Origin of the sequence: Pseudomonas parafulva NBRC 16636 = DSM 17004 (assembly GCF_000730645.1) — a bacterium.
In the GTDB taxonomy this organism is placed as follows: domain Bacteria; phylum Pseudomonadota; class Gammaproteobacteria; order Pseudomonadales; family Pseudomonadaceae; genus Aquipseudomonas; species Aquipseudomonas parafulva.
The window spans coordinates 86214-108519 of sequence record NZ_BBIU01000013.1 but is presented as its reverse complement, the minus strand read 5'-3'; the positions used below and the strand labels follow the sequence as shown (position 1 = coordinate 108519).

At 62.4% G+C, this 22306-nt stretch carries 20 protein-coding genes; 6 read left to right on the top strand and 14 right to left on the bottom strand.

Going from position 1 to position 22306, the window contains the following annotated elements; genetic code table 11:
- The first annotated feature begins 242 nt into the window (after positions 1-242).
- A complete protein-coding gene (locus tag PPA02S_RS09900) occupies positions 243-524 on the top strand; it encodes an HU family DNA-binding protein (protein WP_028631509.1) in 282 nt (93 codons plus the stop codon).
- Between the two features lie 50 nt (positions 525-574).
- Here PPA02S_RS09900 and rlmF read toward each other — a convergent pair whose 3' ends face one another.
- From rlmF to PPA02S_RS09875, 5 genes are all read right to left on the bottom strand, one after another.
- Positions 575-1525 (bottom strand): 23S rRNA (adenine(1618)-N(6))-methyltransferase RlmF, encoded by a 951-nt coding sequence (gene rlmF / locus PPA02S_RS09895; RefSeq protein ID WP_028631508.1) that lies wholly within the window; start codon positions 1523-1525, stop codon positions 575-577.
- Between the two features lie 132 nt (positions 1526-1657).
- A complete protein-coding gene (locus PPA02S_RS09890) occupies positions 1658-4504 on the bottom strand; it encodes a valine--tRNA ligase (RefSeq protein ID WP_028631507.1) in 2847 nt (948 codons plus the stop codon).
- Between the two features lie 196 nt (positions 4505-4700).
- Positions 4701-5066: a hypothetical protein gene (locus tag PPA02S_RS09885; protein WP_028631506.1), complete on the bottom strand. Its 366-nt coding sequence runs from the start codon at positions 5064-5066 to the stop codon at positions 4701-4703.
- Between the two features lie 5 nt (positions 5067-5071).
- The gene (locus tag PPA02S_RS09880; RefSeq protein ID WP_028631505.1) at positions 5072-5500 is read right to left on the bottom strand and encodes a DNA polymerase III subunit chi; all 429 of its coding nucleotides are present in this window, start codon (positions 5498-5500) and stop codon (positions 5072-5074) included.
- A gap of 48 nt (positions 5501-5548) precedes the next feature.
- Positions 5549-7042: a leucyl aminopeptidase gene (locus PPA02S_RS09875; protein WP_028631504.1), complete on the bottom strand. Its 1494-nt coding sequence runs from the start codon at positions 7040-7042 to the stop codon at positions 5549-5551.
- Between the two features lie 299 nt (positions 7043-7341).
- Here PPA02S_RS09875 and lptF point away from each other — a divergent pair, with 299 nt between their 5' ends.
- Both lptF and lptG read left to right on the top strand, forming a co-directional pair.
- Complete coding sequence (gene lptF / locus PPA02S_RS09870; protein WP_028631503.1) at positions 7342-8457, top strand: LPS export ABC transporter permease LptF; 1116 nt, start codon at positions 7342-7344, stop codon at positions 8455-8457.
- Positions 8450-9511: an LPS export ABC transporter permease LptG gene (lptG, locus tag PPA02S_RS09865; protein ID WP_028631502.1), complete on the top strand. Its 1062-nt coding sequence runs from the start codon at positions 8450-8452 to the stop codon at positions 9509-9511. The genes lptF and lptG overlap by 8 nt, the downstream gene beginning before the upstream one ends.
- 82 nt (positions 9512-9593) lie before the next feature.
- Here lptG and PPA02S_RS09860 read toward each other — a convergent pair whose 3' ends face one another.
- From PPA02S_RS09860 to gcvH, 5 genes are all read right to left on the bottom strand, one after another.
- A complete protein-coding gene (locus tag PPA02S_RS09860; RefSeq protein ID WP_028631501.1) occupies positions 9594-10079 on the bottom strand; it encodes an RDD family protein in 486 nt (161 codons plus the stop codon).
- Between the two features lie 90 nt (positions 10080-10169).
- Positions 10170-10382, bottom strand: a complete 213-nt coding sequence (locus PPA02S_RS09855; protein WP_028631500.1) for a cold-shock protein — start codon at positions 10380-10382, stop codon at positions 10170-10172.
- Positions 10383-10740: 358 nt separating this feature from the next.
- Positions 10741-11862 carry a glycine cleavage system aminomethyltransferase GcvT gene (gene gcvT / locus PPA02S_RS09850; protein ID WP_428829795.1) on the bottom strand — a complete coding sequence of 374 codons (1122 nt, stop codon included), beginning with the start codon at positions 11860-11862 and terminating at the stop codon, positions 10741-10743.
- Between the two features lie 64 nt (positions 11863-11926).
- Positions 11927-14782 (bottom strand): aminomethyl-transferring glycine dehydrogenase, encoded by a 2856-nt coding sequence (gene gcvP, locus PPA02S_RS09845; protein ID WP_028631498.1) that lies wholly within the window; start codon positions 14780-14782, stop codon positions 11927-11929.
- 10 nt (positions 14783-14792) lie between these two features.
- The gene (gene gcvH / locus PPA02S_RS09840; protein WP_028631497.1) at positions 14793-15176 is read right to left on the bottom strand and encodes a glycine cleavage system protein GcvH; all 384 of its coding nucleotides are present in this window, start codon (positions 15174-15176) and stop codon (positions 14793-14795) included.
- Positions 15177-15802: 626 nt separating this feature from the next.
- Between gcvH and PPA02S_RS09835 the strand changes: the two genes are divergently transcribed.
- The 3 genes from PPA02S_RS09835 to PPA02S_RS09830 are packed head-to-tail and all read left to right on the top strand — an operon-like array spanning position 15803 to position 17902.
- Positions 15803-17299, top strand: coding sequence for an S-type pyocin domain-containing protein (locus PPA02S_RS09835; protein WP_154660040.1), 1497 nt, complete (start codon positions 15803-15805; stop codon positions 17297-17299).
- The gene (locus tag PPA02S_RS23490) at positions 17281-17646 is read left to right on the top strand and encodes an HNH endonuclease signature motif containing protein (protein WP_369403350.1); all 366 of its coding nucleotides are present in this window, start codon (positions 17281-17283) and stop codon (positions 17644-17646) included. The genes PPA02S_RS09835 and PPA02S_RS23490 overlap by 19 nt, the downstream gene beginning before the upstream one ends.
- Positions 17633-17902 (top strand): bacteriocin immunity protein, encoded by a 270-nt coding sequence (locus PPA02S_RS09830; RefSeq protein ID WP_028631495.1) that lies wholly within the window; start codon positions 17633-17635, stop codon positions 17900-17902. The genes PPA02S_RS23490 and PPA02S_RS09830 overlap by 14 nt, the downstream gene beginning before the upstream one ends.
- A gap of 80 nt (positions 17903-17982) precedes the next feature.
- On the opposite strand, the gene gltS is transcribed toward PPA02S_RS09830, so the two are convergent.
- From gltS to arcC, 4 genes are all read right to left on the bottom strand, one after another.
- Positions 17983-19182 carry a sodium/glutamate symporter gene (gene gltS, locus PPA02S_RS09825; protein ID WP_028631494.1) on the bottom strand — a complete coding sequence of 400 codons (1200 nt, stop codon included), beginning with the start codon at positions 19180-19182 and terminating at the stop codon, positions 17983-17985.
- Between the two features lie 165 nt (positions 19183-19347).
- On the bottom strand, positions 19348-20856 hold the full coding sequence (gene gcsR, locus PPA02S_RS09820) for a transcriptional regulator GcsR (RefSeq protein ID WP_028631493.1): 1509 nt from the start codon (positions 20854-20856) through the stop codon (positions 19348-19350).
- Between the two features lie 71 nt (positions 20857-20927).
- Complete coding sequence (locus PPA02S_RS09815) at positions 20928-21296, bottom strand: DUF5064 family protein (protein WP_028631492.1); 369 nt, start codon at positions 21294-21296, stop codon at positions 20928-20930.
- Between the two features lie 53 nt (positions 21297-21349).
- A complete protein-coding gene (gene arcC, locus PPA02S_RS09810; RefSeq protein WP_028631491.1) occupies positions 21350-22279 on the bottom strand; it encodes a carbamate kinase in 930 nt (309 codons plus the stop codon).
- Positions 22280-22306 lie beyond the last annotated feature (27 nt).

Below are 22306 nucleotides of genomic sequence, written 5' to 3'. Positions count from 1 at the left end.
CGAAAAACCCGCATTAAATCAGGGTGCGCAGCGGATATTTGTTCATTCGTGTGATAGCTTTGCGCGGTCTTGCGCCCCTGCTGTGGCGCATTGCTGGCAGCGCACGCTCGCCACGTCGAACCAAACGCCGATTTGTGTATCTACATACCCAATTGGCGCGGCCCGCCAAGTTGACGGGGCTGGCCCGATAACGTCGTCGTTCGCTGCAAAACCATCGAATTTGATAGGGAAGGAACACCACCATGGCATTGACCAAAGACCAACTGATTGCCGATATCGCCGAATCGATCTCTGCACCGAAAGCCACCGCCAAGAACGCTCTGGAGCAACTGGGCCAGATCGTTGCCGACCAGCTGGAAAACGGCGCTGAAATCACCCTGCCAGGCATCGGCAAGCTGAAAGTCTCCGAGCGTCCTGCCCGTACCGGCCGCAACCCTTCGACTGGCGCTGCCATCGAAATCGCTGCCAAGAAAGTCGTCAAGTTCGTGCCAGCCAAAGTGCTGACCGACGCTATCAACAAGTAATTCTTGTTGGTTTGACTAAACCGCGCCCGGCTTGCCCGGGCGCGGTTTTTTCATGCCTTCGATTCTGGTCGGGCGTACCAGGCCTGGCGCGCCGCTTGCGCATGGTAGCTCCAGGCCACCATGCGGCTCTGCTTTTGCCCCTGGCCCATTTCGCTGATGCGTACCGCCTTCGCCCCGGCTTTTTTCAGCGCGGCCTCGATGCCGGGCAGGTTGCTGGCCTTGGACACCAGGCTGGTGAACCACAGCACTTGCTGGGCGTACTGCACGCTTTCGCCAACCAGTTGGGTGACGAAGCGGATTTCACCCCCCTCGCACCACAGCTCGTTGTTCTGGCCACCAAAGTTCAGCACAGGTAACTTGCGTTTAGGGTCCTGCTTGCCAAGGTTCTTCCATTTGCGCTGGCTACCCCGGGTGGCTTCCTCGCGTGAGGCATGGAAGGGCGGGTTGCACAGTGTCAATGCCAGGCGCTCGTCCGCTTGCAGCAGCCCGGTGAGGATATGCGCAGCGTTTGCCTGCTGGCGCAGGGCTATGGCCTTGCTCAGGCCATTGGCCTGCACGATGGCCTTGGCCGAGGCCAGCGCGACGGGGTCGATGTCCGAGCCCAGAAAGCGCCAGCGATAGTCGCTGTGGCCCAGCAACGGGTAGATACAGTTTGCCCCCACCCCCACATCCAGAACGCGTACCTGGGCCCCTCTGGGGATTTCGCCGCCATTGTCCTCCGCCAGCAGGTCGGCGGCCACGTGCAGGTAGTCGGCGCGGCCCGGGATAGGCGGGCACAGGTAGTCCGCGGGAATGTCCCAATGCTGGATGCCGTACTGCGCCTTGAGCAGGGCGCGGTTGAACACCCGCACGGCTTCGGGGTTGGCGAAGTCGATGCTGGGTTTGCCGTAGGGGTTGGTGATGGTGAAGCGGGCCAGGTCGGGGTGTGCCTTGATCAGGCTGGGGAAGTCATAACGGCCCTGATGGCGGTTACGCGGGTGCAGGGTGGGCTTTTCAGTCATGGTTGGGTCCGGTGATACGGTGCCGGCCCATTCGCGGCCAAGGCCGCTTCCACTGGGATGTTCGTCCCCTTGGAAGCGGCCTTGGCCGCGAACGAGGGCATTGCCCCCGCCGGTCACATCCGCAATGTCAGGTTACAGCGCTGCAATCCGCGCGTGCTGCTCGGTAAAGTTGGCCAGCGCCTGTTCGGACTCCGCCAGCTTCGCACGCTCTTTCTCGATCACCGCAGGCGGTGCCTTGTCGACGAAGGCAGCGTTGGACAGCTTGCCACCCACGCGCGCCACTTCGCCTTGCAGGCGCTGGATTTCCTTGTTCAGGCGTGCCAGCTCGGCATCCTTGTCGATCAGCCCCGCCATGGGTACCAGTACCTGCAGGTCGCCCACCAGGGCAGTGGCCGACAAAGGTGCTTCGTCAGCATCACCCAGCACGGTGAACGACTCGACCTTGGCCAGCTTCTTCAGCAGCGCTTCGTTTTCCTGCAGGCGGCGCTGGTCGTCGGCGTTGGCGTTCTTCAGGAACAGCGGCAGCGGCTTGCCTGGGCCGATGTTCATTTCGGCGCGGATGTTACGCAGGCCTACCATCAGTTCCTTGAGCCATTCGATGTCGCCTTCGGCCGCGGCATCGATGCGGGCTTCAACGGCTACCGGCCATGGCTGCAGCATGATGGTCTTGCCTTCGATGCCGGCCAGCGGCGCAATGCGCTGCCAGATTTCTTCGGTAATGAACGGCATGAACGGGTGCGCCAGGCGCAGTGCCACTTCCAGTACGCGCACCAGGGTGCGACGGGTACCACGGGCGCGCTCGACCGGGGCGTTCTCGTCCCACAGCACAGGCTTGGACAGCTCCAGGTACCAGTCGCAGTACTGGTTCCAGATGAACTCGTACAGCGCCTGGCTGGCCAGGTCGAAGCGGAATTGCTCCAGCTGGCGGGTCACCTCGGCTTCGGTGCGCTGCAACTGCGAGATAATCCAGCGGTCAGCCAGCGACAGCTCGTAGGCTTCGCCGTTCTGGCCACAGTCTTCACCCTTGTCCAGCACGTAGCGGGCGGCGTTCCAGATCTTGTTGCAGAAGTTGCGGTAGCCTTCGACGCGGCCCATGTCGAACTTGATGTCACGGCCTGTGGAGGCCAGCGAGCAGAAGGTGAAACGCAGGGCGTCGGTGCCGTAGCTGGCGATACCTTCGGGGAACTCGGCCTTGGTCTGCTTGGCGATCTTCTCGGCCAGCTTGGGCTGCATCATGCCGCTGGTGCGTTTTTCCAGCAGGGCGTCGAGGGTGATACCGTCGACGATGTCCAGAGGGTCCAGCACGTTACCCTTGGACTTGGACATCTTCTGGCCCTGGCCATCACGCACCAGGCCATGCACGTACACGGTCTTGAACGGTACCTGCGGGGTGCCGTCCTCGTTCTTCACCAGGTGCATGGTCAGCATGATCATGCGCGCCACCCAGAAGAAGATGATGTCGAACCCGGTGACCAGCACATCGGTGGAATGGAATTTCTTGAGGAATTCGGTTTGCTCCGGCCAGCCCAGGGTGGAGAAAGTCCACAGGCCCGAACTGAACCAAGTGTCGAGCACGTCGTCGTCCTGGCGCAGGTTCACCTCGGCGCCCAGGTTGTGCTTGGCGCGGACTTCCTGCTCGTTGCGGCCTACATACACCTGGCCGGCTTCGTCGTACCAGGCCGGGATGCGGTGGCCCCACCACAGCTGGCGGCTGATGCACCAGTCCTGGATGTCGCGCATCCAGGAGAAATACATGTTCTCGTATTGCTTGGGCACGAACTGGATGCGGCCGTCTTCCACGGCGGCGATCGCAGGTTCTGCCAGCGGCTTGGTAGAGACATACCACTGGTCGGTCAGCCACGGCTCGATGACGGTGCCCGAGCGGTCACCCTTGGGCACTTTCAGCGCGTGGTCATCGATGCTGACCAGCAGGCCCTGGGCATCCAGGTCGGCGACGATCTGCTTGCGAGCGACGAAGCGGTCCAGGCCGGCGTACTGGGCTGGCAGGCGGGTATCGACCTGCTCGTTGACGCTGCCGTCGAGGTTGAACGCCTGCGCGGCACCCAGCACCATGGCGTTCTTGTCGAAGATATTCAGCAGCGGCAGGTTGTGGCGCTTGCCCACTTCGTAGTCGTTGAAATCGTGAGCCGGGGTGATCTTCACGCAGCCGGTGCCGAACGCCGGGTCGCAGTAGTCATCGGCGATGATCGGAATGCGGCGGCCGACCAGGGGCAGTTCGACGAATTTACCGATCAGCGCCTGGTAGCGTTCGTCAGCCGGGTTCACCGCAACGGCCGCATCGCCCAGCAGGGTTTCCGGGCGGGTGGTTGCGACCACCAGGTAGCCCAGGCCTTCGGCCGTGGTGGCGCCGTCTGCCAGCGGATAACGCAGGTTCCACAGGTGGCCCTTCTCGTCGTGGTTTTCCACTTCAAGGTCGGAGATGGCCGTGTGCAGCTTGGTGTCCCAGTTCACCAGGCGCTTGCCGCGGTAGATCAGGCCGTCTTCGTGCAAGCGCACGAAGGCTTCCTTGACAGCGTCGGACAGGCCGTCGTCCATGGTGAAGCGCTCGCGGCTCCAGTCCACCGACGAACCCAGGCGGCGGATCTGCCGGCTGATGTTGCCACCGGACTGGTCCTTCCACTCCCAGACCTTTTCCAGGAACTGTTCGCGGCCCAGGTCATGACGGTTCTGGCCTTTCGCTTCGAGCTGGCGCTCGACCAGCATCTGCGTGGCGATACCGGCGTGGTCGGTGCCAGGTTGCCACAGGGTGTCGCGGCCCTGCATGCGACGGAAACGGATCAGGGCGTCCATGATCGCGTTGTTGAAGCCGTGGCCCATGTGCAGGCTGCCGGTCACGTTCGGCGGCGGAATCATGATGGTGTAGGACTCGCCTGCACCTTGTGGGGCGAAATAGTTCTCGGCCTCCCAGGTGTTGTACCAGGAAGTTTCGATGGCGTGCGGCTGGTAGGTCTTATCCATGCGCGGCGGGACCCTGTGCATTAATTCGGGAAAGCCGAGAAGTATAACCAAGCTGGGGGCCGCAGGCGACAGGCTGCTGCTATCTGGCGGGGCAGGGGCAGCCTGCACGGGTAAACCTGCGCACACCGGCCCGCAACAGCTTGATGCCCTGTAGGAGCGGGTTCACCCGCGAAGCAGGCGCCGCCGAATACTGGAGTTACTCCGAACGCTTGATCAACCGCTCGATGCGCGCGTCCAGCCGGCGCTTGATCTCGTTCTCGATGTGCGGGGTGAAGTCGTTGATCACATCTTGCATGATCATCTGTGCGGCAGCGCGCAGTTCGCTTTCCAGGTGCAACAGGGTGTCCTGGCGGCGCGCTTGCGGGTTGTCATCAGCTGCGGCGGGTTGCCCGTCAACCGCGGGGGCAGCGTTGCCGGCCGGCTCGTCGAGGTGCAACGGCATCTGCTCCACAGTGTCGGTGAGCAGCGGTGGCTGCAGGTCGGCATCACCGAGTAGCTGGCGGATCGACTCGAGGTCATCGAGCAAATGGTTGGAATCTGGCAGGGGGGAGTGCTTGTCCATCGTCGTCAAAATCGCTGTAAGCGGTGGTCTTGCAGAGCATAGCCCTGTTCACGGTAGAAACGGAATCGCTCACGGGCTGATTGGCGGATGCCGGGCTCTTCCACGACGATTTCCGCCACCCGCTCGAACTGCCCGACGAAGCTTGGCACAGCTGCCCCCAGGTTGATCAGCAGGTCGCAGTGCGCGCCTGCGTCTTCGCCCAGACCCAGCGCCACGCTGGCATCGGGTTGGGCCTCGGCCATGTCGTGGGGCACGAAGGCTTCACCCCTGAACGCCCACAGCCGTTGGTCCAGTGCCATGCGCTGGGCCTCATCCTGGCAGTGCAGGTACACACGGTGGCCCAGGCGCCAGGCCTTGTCGCACAGCTTGCAGGCGAAATCCAGGCGCGCCGACAGGGCGTCGGTGGGCAGGATATAGAAATCGACTTTGCTCATGGGAATATCGCCGGCCGGTGGCGCACCGCGCGCCACCGGCTGAGGGCGTCAGGCGCCGGCGCGGTCCAGCAGGTACTGGGTGAGCAGGGGGACCGGGCGGCCAGTGGCGCCCTTGTCCTTGCCGCCGCTGACCCAGGCGGTGCCCGCGATGTCCATGTGCGCCCACTGGTAGGCCTTGGCAAAGCGCGACAGGAAGCAGCCAGCCGTGATCGTGCCGGCTTTGGGCCCACCGATGTTGCCCATGTCGGCGAACGGGCTGTCCAGCTGCTCCTGGTACTCGTCGAACAGCGGCAATTGCCAGGCGCGGTCGTCGGCACGCTTGCCGGCATCGAGCAACTGGCCCACCAGCGCGTCGTCATTGCCCATCAGGCCGGTGGTGTGGCTGCCCAGGGCAACGATGCAGGCGCCGGTGAGGGTGGCGATGTCGATCACGGCCTGGGGCTTGAAGCGCTCGGCGTACGTCAGGGTGTCGCACAGCACCAGGCGGCCTTCGGCATCGGTGTTGAGGATTTCAACCGTCTGCCCGCTCATGGTGGTGACGATGTCGCCCGGGCGGGTTGCGCCCCCGCTGGGCATGTTCTCGGCACAGGCCAGCAGGCACACCAGGTTGATCGGCAGTTGCAGTTCCAGCACGGCGCGCAGCGTGCCCAGCACACTGGCCGCGCCGCACATGTCGTATTTCATTTCGTCCATGCCGGCACCTGGCTTGAGGCTGATGCCGCCGGTGTCGAAGGTGATGCCCTTGCCCACCAGCACGAACGGCTTCTCGGCCTTCTTGCCGCCCTGGTAGTTCAGCACGATCAGGCGTGGCGGCTGGTCGCTGCCCTGGCCCACGGCATAGAACGCACCCATGCCCAGGTCCTTGATTTTCTTCTCGTCCAGCACTTCGACCTTCAGGCCCTTGTGGGCTTTGCCCAGGTCCTTGGCCTGTTCGGCCAGGAAGCTTGGGTGGCACAGGTTTGGCGGCAGGTTGCCCAGGTCGCGGGTGAAGGCCATGCCGGTGGCGATGGCGCTGGCGTGTTGCACGGCACGCTCGACCTCGGCCTGGCCTGCCTTGTCGGCCAGCAGGGTGACTTTTTTTAGGGCGCGGGGCTCGGCTTTCTGGCTTTTGAAACGATCGAATACGTATTCGCCGTCCAGCAGGGTTTCGGCCAGCAGGCGGTATTTGCCGTAGTGGGCGTCGCGGTTGCTGACTGCGATATCATCCAGGGCCAGCACGGCATCGGCGCCATTCAAGCCCTTGAGTACGCCGGCAACGCTTGCCACCAGCTTGCGCCAGGCGCGGTCGCCCAGGGCTTCATCCTTGCCGCAGCCAACCAGCAGCACACGTTCGGCCTTGAGGCCCGGCACATTGTGCACCAGCAGGGTCTGGCCCGGCTTGCCGAGCAGGTCGCCACGCTTGAGCACGGCGCTGATGGCGCCTTCGCAGGCCTGGTCTACGCCCTTGGCCACGGCGCCCAGCGTACGTTTTTCACCAACTGCGATCACCAGCGTTGCAGTTTTTACGGATGCAGCGGCTACGCTTTTTACAACCAGTTCCATGTCAGGGTCCCCGAATGATCGATACGTGTGGCGCCGTGTGTGCCGGCGCTCTGGACGGGGCTGGCCGCGCCATGGCGCGCCAGCGGAAAGCTGCCAGTTTGAGCCTGCGGCAAGCGTGCTGACAACCCCGTTGTGCGGCTTGATGCGCACCAAGTGACAGGGGCGGTCAATCACAGGATAATGCGCGCACTTTATATGAAGGTTCGCCTGTGGCGAACCCGCATTGGCCTTGGATGTACTAAGTCATCGTCTGGTGCCATTCAATGGCAGTCCGTGCTGACAGCCCAGGAGTGTCTGGTTTGATCGTCTTTCGTTATCTGTCCCGCGAGGTCCTGGTGACCTTGAGCGCCGTCAGCGCAGTGCTGCTGGTGATCATCATGAGCGGCCGCTTCATCAAGTACCTGGCCCAGGCTGCCCAGGGCGTGCTCGACCCGGGCGTGCTGTTCCTGATCATGGGCTTCCGCCTGCCAGGTTTCCTGCAACTCATCCTGCCGCTGGGGCTGTTCCTGGGTATCCTGCTTGCCTATGGCCGGCTGTACCTGGAAAGCGAAATGACCGTGCTGTCGGCCACGGGCATGAGCCAGCAGCGTCTGCTGGGCATGACCATGGCGCCCGCCGCGCTGGTGGCACTGCTGGTTGCCTGGCTGAGCCTGAGCCTGGCGCCGCTGGGCGTTGCCCAGGTGCAGAAGATCATCAGCCAGCAGGACGCCCTGACCGAGTTCGACACCTTGGTGCCGGGCCGCTTCCAGACCCTGCGCGACGGTTCCCGGGTGACCTACACCGAACAGCTGTCGGATGACCGGGTGAACCTGGCCGGGGTGTTCATTTCGGAAAAACGCTTCAACCAGGACAAGACCAAGGACCGCGCCCCCTCGGTGCTGGTGGCCGAGCGTGGTCACCAGGAAATCCAGGCCGACGGCAACCGCTACCTGGTGCTGGAAAACGGCTACCGCTACGACGGCAACCCGGGCCAGGCCGATTACCGCGCCATCAAGTACGACACCTACGGTGTGCTGCTGCCCAAGCCGGAGGTGAGCGAAGAGGTCACCGAGCGCGAAGCCATCCCCACTACCGAGCTGTTCGGCTCGACGGACCTGCGCGAGCGCGCCGAGCTGCAGTGGCGGCTGTCGCTGCCCATCCTGGTCTTCATCGTGACCCTGCTGGCGGTGCCGCTGTCCCGCGCCAACCCTCGGCAGGGGCGCTTCCTCAAGCTGCTGCCGGCAATTCTTCTGTACATGGCTTACCTGACAATGCTGATTTCCGTTCGCGGTGCCCTCGAGAAAGGCAAGCTGCCCATTGGCCTGGGCATGTGGTGGGTCCACGGCCTGTTCCTGCTGATCGGGCTGGGGATCATGTACTGGGAGCCCCTGCGCCTCAAGCGTGCTGCCCGCCGTGCGGAGGTGACCCGTGGCTAAGCTCGACCGCTACATCGGCCAGAGCGTGCTCATGGCCATTCTGGCCGTACTGGGGATCATCCTCGGTTTGGCGTCCCTGTTTGCCTTCATCGACGAGATGGGCGACCTGAGCGATACCTACACGGTGATGGATGCAGGCAAGTATGTGCTGCTTACCGCCCCGCGCCGGGTGTACGACATGCTGCCGATGGCGGCGCTCATCGGCTGCCTGATTGGCCTGGGTACCCTGGCCAGCAGCAGCGAGCTGACCATCATGCGTGCGGCGGGTGTTTCCATCGGCCGCATCGTCTGGGCGGTGATGAAGCCCATGCTGGTGCTGATGCTGGTCGGCCTGCTGATTGGCGAATACGTGGCGCCGGTCACCGAGAATACGGCCCAGGCCGATCGCTCACTGGCGCAAGGTGGCGGTGAAGCGCAGAGCTCCAAGCGTGGCATGTGGCACCGCCAGGGCGAGGAGTTCGTGCACATCAACTCGGTGCAGCCGAACAACCTGCTGCTGGGGGTGACCCGCTACCGTTTCGACGACCAGCGCAAGATCATCAGTTCCAGCTTCGCGCGCCGGGCCCGTTACGAAAACGAGCAGTGGGTACTCAGCGATGTGCGTACCACGTTCTTCCGCGGCGACCATACCGAGGTAGTGCAGGCGCCTGAAGAGAAGTGGGATGTGTCGGTTACGCCGCAGTTGCTCAATACCGTGGTCGTGGCACCGGAGTCGCTGTCGATCACCGGCCTGTGGGACTACATCCACTACCTGTCCGACCAGGGCCTGAACAACGCACGCTATTGGCTGGCGTTCTGGACCAAGGTGCTGCAACCGGCTGTGACCGCAGCGCTGGTACTGATGGCCATTTCCTTTATCTTTGGGCCACTGCGTTCGGTCACCTTGGGCCAACGCGTGTTCACCGGGGTATTGGTGGGCTTCGTGTTCCGCATTGCCCAGGACCTGCTGGGGCCATCCAGCCAGGTGTTCGGCTTCCCGCCCTTGTTGGCCGTGGTGTTGCCGGCCGGCATCTGTGCCTTGGCCGGGTTGTGGTTACTGCGTAGAGCAGGCTGATACCCCCAGCGACCTGCGGTCCCGTTGTAGGAGCGACCGCAGGTCGCGATGGGCTGCCCAGCAGCCCCAAGCCCCTGACACCCTAGCGCCGCTTCGGCACCCGCACCAACTGGCTCTCGGAATAGATGTCGTGCCAGCCCCGTTTGCGCGTGTCCACCAGCGCCCAGAAGAACCCCAACCCCAGGCATAGCCACGAGGCTATCGACACCACGAAGCGCAGCAGCGCCTGCCACAGGCTGATGGCTGTACCATCCGGGTTCTGTACCCGTATCCCCCACACCTGCATGCCCAGTGTCTGCCCGCCGTGGGTCCAGAACTTGGCAAAGAAACCAAACAGCACGAACACCAGCACGGTGGACAGTAGCGGGTCGCCATCCAGTGCACCGGCCTCGGTCAGCGTGCGCATGCGTGCTTCGCCGATGATCGCCATCTGGATCATCTTGTAGGCGCCGGCAGTGACGATCAGCAGTGCCGTGCACAGCAAAAAATCATAGAACATTGCAGCCAGGCGTCGGCCCAGGCCAACCGGCGGAAAATCACCCTGAGGTAACAGCAGAGGCTTGGACATGCAGGACAGCTCCAGAAAACGGAGCCCTATTCTACGGGCAAAAAAAAGCCCCTGCACTTGGTAGGGGCTTTTCTATGGGTCTGGTGCGGATTAACCGAGCACCTGGACCTTGTCTGCCTGCAGGCCTTTTTGGCCCTGGACAGCTTCGAAGGAGACTTTCTGGCCTTCCTTCAGGCTCTTGAAGCCGTTGCCTTCGATGGCGCGGAAGTGCACGAACAGATCAGCACCGCTTTCTGGGGTGATGAAACCGTAACCTTTTTCGTCATTGAACCACTTGACGGTACCGTTCTGACGCTCAGCCATTGTCTTATTTCCTATGACGCTTAAATTTTGATGACAGTTTCTTTCACGTTATGAGTACGCGAAAGATTACCGGGCTGGGTTGCAGGAAAGTAAGAGACGTCGAACGGGTTGTAGCAGAATGCGGCTACTGGCCCAGGTCACGAACTGTTGCGACCCATGCAAACACAGTGAGGTGACTCTACGCCAACTCTCGAACGAAAAACAAGCCCTGCGCAGGGGCTAAAATTGGCGCCTTGCCCGTTACCGACCAATGTGTCGGAAACGGCATGGTGGCTGGCCTGGCGCCCTGTTCAAAAAGTTATTAGGCAGGTTCGAAAACGTCTATACAACGGGGTTTTGTCACCTGCCCCAATGCCCATCAACCGCGGTAGTAACGTGGCGTCACAAAAGGCATTTTGCTCACCTTCAGGGCCACTTTCTTACCGCGGACAACTGCAAACAACGACGTATCAACTGCCGCGTGTTCACTGTCGATATAACCCATTGCCACGGGTGCACCGAGTGTCGGCCCAAAACCGCCGCTGCACACTTTGCCGACTGGGTTGTCATGGGCATCCACGATATCGGCGCCCTCACGTACGGGGGTGCGTTCCTGCGGTAATAGCCCCACGCGCTTGCGTGCGACGCCCTCGCGCTGCTGCCTGAACAGGGCCTCAGCGCCTGGGAAGCCCCCGGCACGGGCACCGTCCGCACGGCGCGGCTTGGACACAGCCCACAGCAGGCTGGCTTCTACCGGCGTGGTTTCGGGGTTCATGTCGTGGCCATACAGGCACAGGCCGGCCTCTAGCCGCAGGGAGTCACGTGCCCCCAGGCCGATCGGCTGTACCTCGGGTTCGGCCAGCAGCCTGCGCGCCAAGGCCTCGGCTGCACTGGCCGGCACTGAGATTTCGTAGCCGTCCTCCCCGGTGTAGCCGGAGCGGCTGACCCAGCAGTCTTCGCCCAGCAACCGCACCGCATGCAGTTGCATGAACGTCATCCCGGCCACTTCGGGTGCCAGGCGCTGCAGCACCTGCGCTGCTGCGGGGCCTTGCAGGGCCAGCAGGGCACGCTGCTCGAACAGGGGCTGCACGCTGCAGCGCGCGCCAATGTGTGCTTGCAGGTGGGCCAGGTCCTGGTCTTTGCACGCAGCGTTGACCACCAGCAGCAAGGTGTCATTGCCCAGGTTGGCCACCATCAGGTCGTCGAGAATACCGCCTTGTTCGTTGGTGAACATGGCATAACGCTGCAGGCCCACCGGCAGGTCGAGGATATCGACCGGTACCAGGGTTTCCAGGCCACGGGCGGCATCGCTGCCTTGCAGCAGAATCTGCCCCATGTGTGAAACATCGAACAAGCCGGCCTGTTCGCGGGTGTGCAAGTGCTCCTTGAGTACCCCCAGTGGGTACTGGACGGGCATGTCGTACCCGGCAAACGGCACCATGCGCGCACCCAGTTCAAGGTGCAGGGCATGCAGCGGGGTCTTGAGCAGTGCTTGGGACATCAGTGACTCCTTGCGACTCGGGGAGGGCTGGCTGACCTGGCTACGGCCAGGCCAGGCAACGGCTTCATGCATCCTGGTAACTTTCGATGGGTGGGCATGCGCACACCAGGTTGCGGTCGCCGTACACGTTATCGACGCGGCTTACCGGTGGCCAGTACTTGCCCTCGATCAGGCTCGGCAGCGGGTACACCGCCTGTTCGCGGGTGTAACCATGGGCCCATTCACCCACCAGCTCTGCGGCAGTGTGCGGTGCGTTTTTCAGCGGGTTGTCATCCTTGTCCAGGGTGCCGTTCTCGACGGCGCGGATTTCTTCGCGGATCTGGATCATGGCGTTGCAGAAACGGTCGAGTTCTTCCCGGGACTCGCTCTCGGTCGGCTCGATCATCAGCGTGCCAGCCACCGGGAAGGACATGGTCGGGGCGTGGAAGCCGAAATCGATCAGCCGCTTGGCTACATCGTCCACGCTGATGCCGCTGCTGTCTTTGAGCGGGCGCAGGTCGAGGATACATTCGTGGGCAACCAGGCCGTTGCTGCCGGTGTACAGCACCGGGTAGTGCTCTTCCAGGCGGCGGGCGATGTAGTTGGCGTTGAGGATCGCCATCTGCGAGGCGCGCTTGAGGCCTGCGCCCCCCATCATGCGGATGTACATCCAGGTGATGGGCAGGATGCTGGCACTGCCGAACGGTGCCGCACACACGGCCCCTGTCGGGTTGGCCAGCGCAGCATGGCCCGGCAGGAACGGCGCCAGGTGCGACTTGACGCCAATCGGGCCAACACCCGGGCCACCGCCGCCATGGGGTATGCAGAACGTTTTGTGCAGGTTGAGGTGGGACACGTCGCCGCCGAACTTGCCCGGTGCGCACAGGCCGACCATGGCGTTCATGTTGGCGCCGTCGATATACACCTGGCCACCATTGCTGTGGATGATCGAGCAGATCTCACCGATCGCCTCTTCGAACACGCCATGGGTGGACGGGTAGGTGATCATCAGCGCGGCCAGGCGGTCGCGGTGCTCCAGCGCCTTGGCCCGCAGGTCGGCCACATCGACATTGCCGCGAGCGTCACAGGCGGTGACCACCACCTGCATGCCAGCCATGTGGGCCGTGGCCGGGTTGGTACCGTGCGCCGACGATGGGATCAGGCAGATATCGCGATGCCCTTCGTTGCGGCTGCGGTGGTAGGCGCGGATCGCCAGCAGGCCGGCATACTCGCCCTGTGAGCCCGCATTGGGCTGCAGCGACACGGCATCGTAGCCGGTGGCCGCGCACAGCATCGCTTCCAGCTCGTTGGTCATCTGCAGGTAACCCTGGCTTTGCTCGGCCGGGGCGAAGGGGTGCAGGTTGCCGAATTCGGCCCAGGTCACCGGGATCATTTCGCTGGCAGCGTTGAGTTTCATGGTGCATGAACCCAGCGGGATCATGCTGCGGTCCAGCGCCAGGTCCTTGTCGGCCAGCCGGCGCAGGTAGCGCATCAGTTCGGTTTCGCTGTGGTAGCGGTTGAACACCGGGTGTTCCAGATAGGTAGAGCTGCGCAGCAGCGTCTCTGGCAGCAGCGCCGTGCTGGTGGCGGCCAGTGCATCGAAATCAGGTTGAGGCTGGTCGCCGCCCAACAGTTGCCACAGGCTTTGCACATCGGCCTGGGTGCTGGTTTCGTCCAGCGAAATGCCCACATGCCCGCCATCCACCTGGCGCAGGTTGATGCCCTGGGCGCGAGCCGTTTCGTGCAGGCTGGCAGTATTGCCGCCGGTGGCCAGGGTGAGGGTGTCGAACGCGCTGCTGCCCACCGGCTCGATACCCAGCGCACGCAGGCCTGCTGCCAACACCGAGGTCAGCCCATGAATGCGCTCGGCGATGCGCTTGAGGCCCTGGGGGCCGTGGTACACGGCAAACATACTGGCGATGTTGGCCAGCAGTACTTGCGCCGTGCAGATGTTGCTGGTGGCTTTCTCGCGGCGAATATGCTGCTCGCGGGTCTGCATCGCCAGGCGCAGGGCCGTTTTGCCGAAGCGGTCGATGGACACGCCCACCAGCCGGCCCGGCATGTCGCGCTTGAACGCGTCACGGGTGGCAAAGTAGGCCGCGTGTGGCCCGCCGAAGCCCAGCGGCACCCCGAACCGTTGGGCGCTGCCGATGGCCACGTCGGCCTCGAATTCGCCAGGCGGGGTCAGCAGGGTGAGCGCCAGCAGGTCGGCTGATACGGCCACCAGCGCGTTGGCATCATGGAACCGCTGCACCACTTCGCGGTAGTCCAGCACTTCGCCGGTGCTGGCCGGGTATTGCAGCAGCGCGCCGAAATACGCACTGACATCGCCCAGCTCACGTTCATCCCCCACCTCGATGCTGATACCCAGGGGTTCTGCACGGGTGCGCAGTACATCGAGGGTTTGCGGGTGGCAGTGGACCGATGCGAAGAAGCTGTGGCTGGCCTTGTTCTTCGACAGGCGCTTGCAGAAGGTCATGGCTTCGGCGGCTGCGGTGGCCTCGTCCAGCAAGGACGCGTTGGCAATCGGCAGGCCGGTCAGGTCGCAGACCAGCGTCTGGAAGTTGAGCAGTGCTTCCAGGCGCCCCTGGGAAATTTCTGGCTGGTAAGGCGTGTAGGCCGTATACCAGGCCGGGTTCTCCAGCAGGTTGCGCAGAATGGGCGCAGGGGTGTGGGTGTTGTAGTAACCCTGGCCAATATAGCTTTTGAACAGCTGGTTCTTGCTGGCGATGGCTTTGAGCGCTGCCAGCGCATCAGCTTCGCTCTGGCCCTGGTGCTCACCCAGCACGCTGGTGCCTTTGATGGACGCAGGGATGACGGCGTCTGTCATGGCCTGCAGCGAGTCGAAACCCAGGGTGGCGAGCATGGCCTGCTCGTCTTCGGTGCGCGGGCCGATGTGGCGGGCGATGAATTCGTTGGCAGTGCCGAGGTTGATGGTCATGGCGGTTTCCTCAGGCGTCGTCGTTGGCGTTGAGCAGGCGGTCATAGGCCTGCTGGTCGAGCAGGGCGGTGACCTCGCTCATGTCGGCTGGCTTGAAGCGGAAGAACCAGCCATCACCCATGGGCGCTTCGTTGACCCGCTCAGGGCTGTCGTTGAGGGCGTCATTGACGGCGACCACCTCGCCGGCCAAGGGCATGTACACCCCGCTGGCCGCTTTCACCGATTCCACGGTGGACGCTTCAGCACCCTTTTCATAGTGCTGAAGTTCGGGCAGTTGCACGTAGACCACATCGCCGAGGGCATTCTGAGCATAGGCCGTAATGCCCACAGTCACAGTGCCATCAGCTTCGACGCGCAGCCATTCGTGATCTTCGGTGAAACGCAACTCGCTCATGGGGGCTCCTCGTGAACCGGGACAGTGGCGCGATTGGGCTCGCGCTCTAGGTAGAAGATTGCTAGCAATAATGTGGCCAACTGATGAAAGCCCCTTTAAACCAGCGGGTTGAGCGGGTCATGGGGCTATTGGTGGGGGCGGTGTGTAGCGAATTCGTTACGATTAGCTTCGGTCCGAAAAGCCTTTTCCCTTCAGTCCGTTGGGAGGGTGCGCCTTATGAGGCTCGTTTCGTTTTCGTTACGTCGTTACGAATTCGATACGGCTTGGTGCTTGTTCTTATTGTGTGTTGACTTTTCGTTTGATTCTTCATGTTAGGAATCGACTTAGAAATAAGTCGGAAGTTTCCCATATTCAGCTTCTGAAATATTTGTCGAGCGGGTATGGGGTAACCTTCGTTCACGGTTCTTAGTTGGGTTTCCTTAGGTAATTATGCACGCTGGGAATTCATATTCGCATTGGTCAGGTTAATGAGGAGGGAAAGCACTATTCAATAATTGAAAAGGAGTCATGCCGTGTCTCGTAAAAAAAGACAGGTTACCCTGCCACCGACGTTCGTCGGGGCACAACCCAGTCGTCCAGGGGCCTCTAGCTCTTCAGGTAACACACCTAATCAAATAGGTCCTATTTTGGATGGGTTCACTGCCACCGCTGGCAATGCATTCAGGATCGCAGATGAAGTTGCCAGACGTTTTTATTCAGAACAATTATCCCGCCTGCCCAGTTCGCTTGAACAGGAAGTCAATGCCCTTGCCGCAGCGTCACTGCCCCCCGCGGCAACCGTTGTCGAAAGGTTAAACAATGCAATACAGGCGCGATCAAAATTATTGGCCTTGAAACATGCCGATCGCGCGTACCGCACCGAACTGGCCAACCGCTTTTACGGTTCCAGCCCTTTGGGCAAGCACCCATCGACGTACGCTCATGCAGCATTAAAAAATATCGCGTCGGGCCGTATCAAGTCATCGGACCTGCAGCAGGCGTTGAACGATGCATACCTCGCCGCTTATACGGTACAGCTGCGCGATGCAGAAATTCAGCTGCTCGAAGGGCAGCTTGCGGCGCTGCGGCAAGAGGTTGCGAATGCCATTGCCCAGGCTGCCATCCAGGCCGAGGCAGAACGGTTAGCCGAGGCCCAGGCTCGCGCCCACGCCGAAGCTCAAGCCCGTGCCGAGGCTGAGGCGCAGGCGCGGGCCCATGAGGAGGCTCAGCGCCGGGCCCATGAGGAAGCCCTGAAGGCGGCGCACGCAGCGGCGCTGGCTCGAGCCCAGGCTGAGGCCGAGGCGCGGCAGGCTGCGGCAGCCAAGGCGGCTGCCGAAAAGGCCTTGGCAGAGCAGGCTATTCGGCAGGCCAATACCTATCTTGTGCCACCTGCAGGGCCAGTGTCCGAGCCCAAAGTGGTCATGTCGTCCGGTGCGCCGTCCGCAGTACTCGCTGGCGCAGCGCTGGGGAGTGCCATCAGGTCTGCTGTCAGCTCATTGAGTGTGGCGCCGGTGGAGGCGCTGGTCGCGCCGTTTTTGGTTGGCCTCGCCGCCCTGCTGTACGCGCCCAAAGTGGGTAATGCCGAACGACGGCGCCCAGCGAAGCCCTTGGGGAACTATCTACTCACCCTGCCGCTGGGCGAGCTTTCGATTGAGCTTGATGCTACGGCCCAGGCCGAGGCGGTCGAACGTGGGGCGCTAGACCTTCCATTTCGCATGGGCGAGAGGCAGGACCTTAATGGCCCTGCAGAGTTGTTCGCCGCGCGTACCGACGGCTCAGCCCTTCCTTCGGCGGTGCCGGTACTGGTCGCCCAGTATGACGCGCAGACCGGCAGCTACACCGTTACCACGGACGACATACCCTCCAGAACAGTGGTCTGGACGCCTGCGGTAGAGTCGTCGGGCAGCTCCACAGTACTACCACCTACCTCGCCCAGCGATAACAAACTGGTAGGCCCGACACTGGAGCCGCTTGAAGGTCGGCTGGATGTTTACCCGGACCTGCCTGACGTCGGGTTCGATGACTACGTCATCATTTTCCCAATCGACTCCGGGTTGGCTCCGCTTTATGTGATGTTCAAGAGCCGCCGGAACCTTTCGGGGGGCGTGACGGGAAAGGGAAACTTATCGATGGTACGTTTTTAGTTGAGGGGGCTCGCGAGGGTGTACCTGTTCCTGCTCAAATTGCCAGTAAACTTCGAGGTAAAAAGTTCAGCAGTTGGGGATCTTTTCGCCGACGATTTTGGCAGATGGTCGGCCGCAGTCACCTATTCGAAGGGCAGTTTCAGCTCGCCGAATTGTTAGCCATGAGAAGGGGGCGTGCGCCTACCGCGCGACATGCTGAGCAAGTTGGCGCGCGAAAAAAGTACGAAATCCACCATGTTGAGCGGATTGCTGACGGGGGTGAGGTCTATGATGTTGATAACATGATTATTGTTTCGCCAATTTTTCACATTCAGGCGCATCAAGCGAGAAAAAATGATGAACGATAAAATAGCCGACTACACCGAGCGGGAATTTTACACGCTGGTATATGGTATCTATCATGCCGACCCTGTCCTCTATCCTTCGGACAGGGCGCACACCAATGGCATTATAAAATTCGAGCGGCTGAGTGAGCATCCCTCAGGGTCTGATTTAATCTATTATCCGGGGGAGGTAGGTATCGTTGATTCCCCCCAGGCCGTGGTCGACGAAGTAAAAAGGTGGCGCCAAGAACAAGGCCTGCCGGGCTTCAAAGACGCCTGACCTCATCTAAAGCCCCCCGCCCGTACCCGGGTGAGGGGCTTGTTCACGGCATAACCCGCAGCGTCATAAGCCAGCTTGGCTCACTGAAAAAACGGCAACGCCAGGTACAGCTTGATCACGACCACATTGATCAGGTCAATAAAGAACGCCCCTACCATCGGCACCACCAGAAACGCCACATGGGACGGCCCGAAACGCTGGGTCACCGCTTGCATGTTGGCGATTGCCGTTGGGGTAGCGCCCAGGCCGAAGCCGCAGTGCCCGGCAGCGAGTACGGCGGCATCGTAGTTGCGCCCCATCACGCGGAAGGTCACGAAGATGGCAAACAGTGCCATCACCAGGGTCTGCGCGGCTAGCAGGACGAAGAATGGCAGGGCCAGGGCTGACAGGTCCCACAGCTTCAACGACATCAGGGCAATGGCCAGGAACAGCGACAGGCTGACATTGCCCAGCACCGATACTTCCCGCTCGAACACCTGATAGAAACCAAAGGCCGAGAGCCCGTTGCGCAGCACCACGCCCACAAACAACACGCACACGAAGTTCGGCAGCTCGAAGGGGGTGCCTTTCAGCAGCCCGTTCAGTACTGTACCTGCCAGTAGGCTCACGGCAATCAGGGCCAGGGTTTCAATGAAGGAAAAGGACGTGATGAGGCGTTCTTTTTCAGGTTGCTCGAAACCCGTGGGCAGTTGCGGTGCATCGCCCGCAAGGCCGGGTGGGGTAACCCGCTTGATCAGCAGGCGGGCAACCGGGCCGCCGATCAGGCCACCGAGTACCAGGCCGAAGGTAGCAGAGGCCATGGCCAGTTCCGACGCTGAAGCCAGGCCGTAGGTTTCTGAGAACGTCGCGCCCCAGGCGGCACCGGTGCCGTGGCCACCCGACAGCGTGATGGAGCCGGCCAGCAAGCCCATCAGTGGGTCCAGGCCCAACGCTGTAGCCAGGCTGATGCCCAGCGCATTCTGCACCACCAGCAGGCTGGTGACCGCGAGCAGGAACACGCCTACCGCCCTGCCGCCTTTTTTCAGGCTGGCGAAGTCGGCGCTCAGGCCGATGGTGGCGAAGAAGGCCAGCATCAGCGGGGTTTGCAGGGAGGTGTCAAACTGCACGTGCAGGTCGAAACTGCGCAGCGCCAGCAGCGCGATGGCCACCACCAGGCCACCGGCCACCGGCTCGGGAATGTTGTAGGCGCGCAAAAAACCAATGCGCGCGACCAGGCCGCGCCCTAGCAGCAACACCAGGGAGGCAGCCACCAGCGTGCCGTAAAAATCGAGTTCTAACATCAGGTACTCTCGTTATATCCAGTAGCGAACCACAGACCGCTCTTGGGCGGTTTAGCGGGGTGACAGGCAGGATTGCACTGCTGTCATTCTACGAGGCACACGTCAGAGCGTATCTGGCGAACTCCTAGGAAAAGTCTGAACAATTCAGGGAAATTGCCGACAAAATCAGCCTTTCCCCGGAATGCCGTACTTTTTCAGGCGCTGGGCGATGGCAGTGTGGGAGGTTTGCAGGCGCGCCGCCAGTTGACGGGTTGAGGGGTAACTGGCGTACAGGCGTTGCAGCAGCTCGCGCTCGAAATCGCCTACCGCCTGCGCCAGGCTGGCCACGTCGCCGTCGTGGCCACGTGCGACCGAGGTGCCGGCAATATCCAGGTCGCCGATATCCACCAGGTTGCTCTCGCAGATGGCCGCAGCGCGGAATATCACGTTCTGCAGCTGGCGCACGTTGCCCGGCCATGGGTTGGCCAGCAGTGCTGAATGGGTTTCCGGGGTGAGCCGGCAGGCCGGGCGCTGGATTTGCGTGCAGGCTTGCTGCATGAAGAAGTGCGCCAGCATGATGATGTCCTGCCCCCGGTCGCGCAGCGGCGGCACCTGCAGGTTGAGCACGTTCAGGCGGTAGAACAGGTCTTCGCGGAACGTGCCCTCGGCCACCATTTGCTCCAGGTCGCGGTGGGTGGCGCTGATGATGCGCACATTCACCTTCACCTCCCGGTCCCCACCCACCCTGCGGAAGCTGCCATCGCTGAGAAAACGCAGCAGCTTGGCCTGCAAGTAGGGCGACATTTCACCGATTTCATCGAGGAACACCGTGCCCTGGTTGGCCAGCTCCATCAGCCCCGGTTTACCGCCGCGTTGTGCGCCGGTGAAGGCACCTGGGGCGTAGCCGAACAGTTCGCTCTCCGCCAGACTCTCGGGCAGCGCGGCGCAGTTGAGGGCCAGGAACGGGGCGCTGCTGCGGCTGCTGATGGCATGGCAGGCGCGCGCCACCAGCTCCTTGCCGGTGCCGGTTTCGCCATGCACCAGCAGCGGTGCGTCCAGCGCCGCCACCCGCAGGGCCCGCGCCTTGAGGGTGCGAATGGCAGGCGATTCGCCCAGCAGTGCATCGAACCCTTCGGCGTGGTCGTGGCGCAGGGCCGACAGGCGCTCGCCCATGCGTGTTGGCGGGTACAGGGTCAGCAGGCCGCCAGTGTGGGTGATCGGCATGGCATCGAGCAGCAGGCTCTGGCCGTTGAGCTGCATCTCGCGCATGGGCAGGTGGAAGTTGCTTTCCAGCAGCATGGGCAGCAAGGCCGGGTCGCCGAACAGCTCGCCCACCGACCGCCCTGTGGACTCGCGGCCGCACAGGGCGATCAAGGCGGGGTTGGCCAGCAGCACCTTGCCCGCCCGGTCCACCGCCAGCACGGGGTCGCTCATGGCCGTGAGCAGGGCATCGAGCTGCAGGTGGCGCCGTTGGCCCGGCAGAATGTCGACCACCTCTACGGCCTGCACGCCTGCGACGTCGAACAAGGCATCGTGCAGCTCTTCGAGTACCGCCGGGCTCAGGGTGGGGGCATCGATGTAGACATTTGGCGGCACCATCTCCACCGCATCCAGGTTGAGGTGGCGGGCACCGAGCAGGGCCAGGACTTCCTGGGTGATGCCGACACGGTCGATGAAGCTGACGTGGATACGCATTGGGGCAATCGGATATGGCCGGGGAGGGCGCTAGTATGCCTCAACATCGCCGCGCCCGTGACGGCCCCGGCCTACCCCAGGTGTTCGGGCTTGATCGGGTCGCCAGACTTCACATCCAGTTTTGCGCGGATGTCTTCGAACATCCAGTCGTAGATGCGGTGGGGCGAGGCCAGGCTTTCGAATTTCTTCGGTGCAGCCAGGTGGGCCTGGGCCCTGCGCGTCAGCTGCATGAGAAAGCTGGGCAGTACCTGGTCCTTGGGCAGGAAGAAGGCCTCATCCACCGGCTTACCCTCGATGCTGCCGTGCATGCGGAACTGGATGCCACGGCCCTCAGTGGGGTCGGTAAACGCTTCGTAGTCCACTTTCAGGTCATAACTGTGGTCGTTCTTGTTGAGCGCCGTGCGCTCGATGTGTACGTGACCGGGCTCGTACTTGGCCATGGGGGTCTCCTACGCAAAGGTTATGGCGGGCGCTGCACGCCCGCCGACTGCAATCAACGGTAGCTGATCCCGGGGGTTGCGGTTGAAACGCGGGTGCCGGCAGTGCCCTTGACGATGTCTTCGATGTTGGCCAGTGAACTGATTACAGCCACCTTCCCGGTATGCCGGGCAAAATCGCAGGCCGCTTGCACCTTCGGCCCCATGGACCCGGCCGCGAAGCCCAGCTTGCCCAGCTCCTCGGGGTGAGCCTGGGCAATGGCCTTCTGCGTTGGCTTGCCAAAGTCAATGTACGCCGCATCCACGTCGGTGGCGATGACCAGAAGGTCGGCCTCCAGTTGTTCGGCCAGCAGCGCCGAGCACAGGTCCTTGTCGATGACGGCCTCGATGCCCTTGAGCCTGCCGTTTTCATCGTAGAGCGTGGGGATGCCCCCGCCACCGGCACAAATCACGATGGTGCCTTTTTCCAGCAACCATTTGATCGGGCGGATCTCGAAGATGCGTTTGGGCGCGGGGCTGGCGACCACACGCCGATACTTGTCGCCGTCGGCCTTCACCACCCAGCCTTTTTCTGCCGCCAGCCGCTGGGCTTCGACCTGGCTGTACACCGGGCCGATGAATTTGGTGGGGTCATTGAAGGCAGGGTCGTCAGCGTCCACTTCCACCTGTGTCAGCAGGGTGGCAAAAGGCACCTCGGCGTCCAGCAGGTTGCCCAGTTCCTGCTCGATCATGTAGCCGATCATGCCTTCGGTTTCCGCACCCAGCACATCCAGCGGGTAGGCTTCGTCGGGTTTGTAGGCCATGCCTTGCAGGGACAGCAGCCCTACCTGCGGGCCATTGCCGTGGGCGATCACCAGTTCGTTGCCCGGGTGGATCCTGGCGATCTGTTCGGTGGCGGTACGGATGTTGGCCCGCTGGTTCTGGGCGGTCATCGGTTCACCGCGACGCAGCAGGGCGTTGCCGCCCAATGCAACCACGATACGCATGGGAGATGTCCTTGTTAGGGAAGCTTC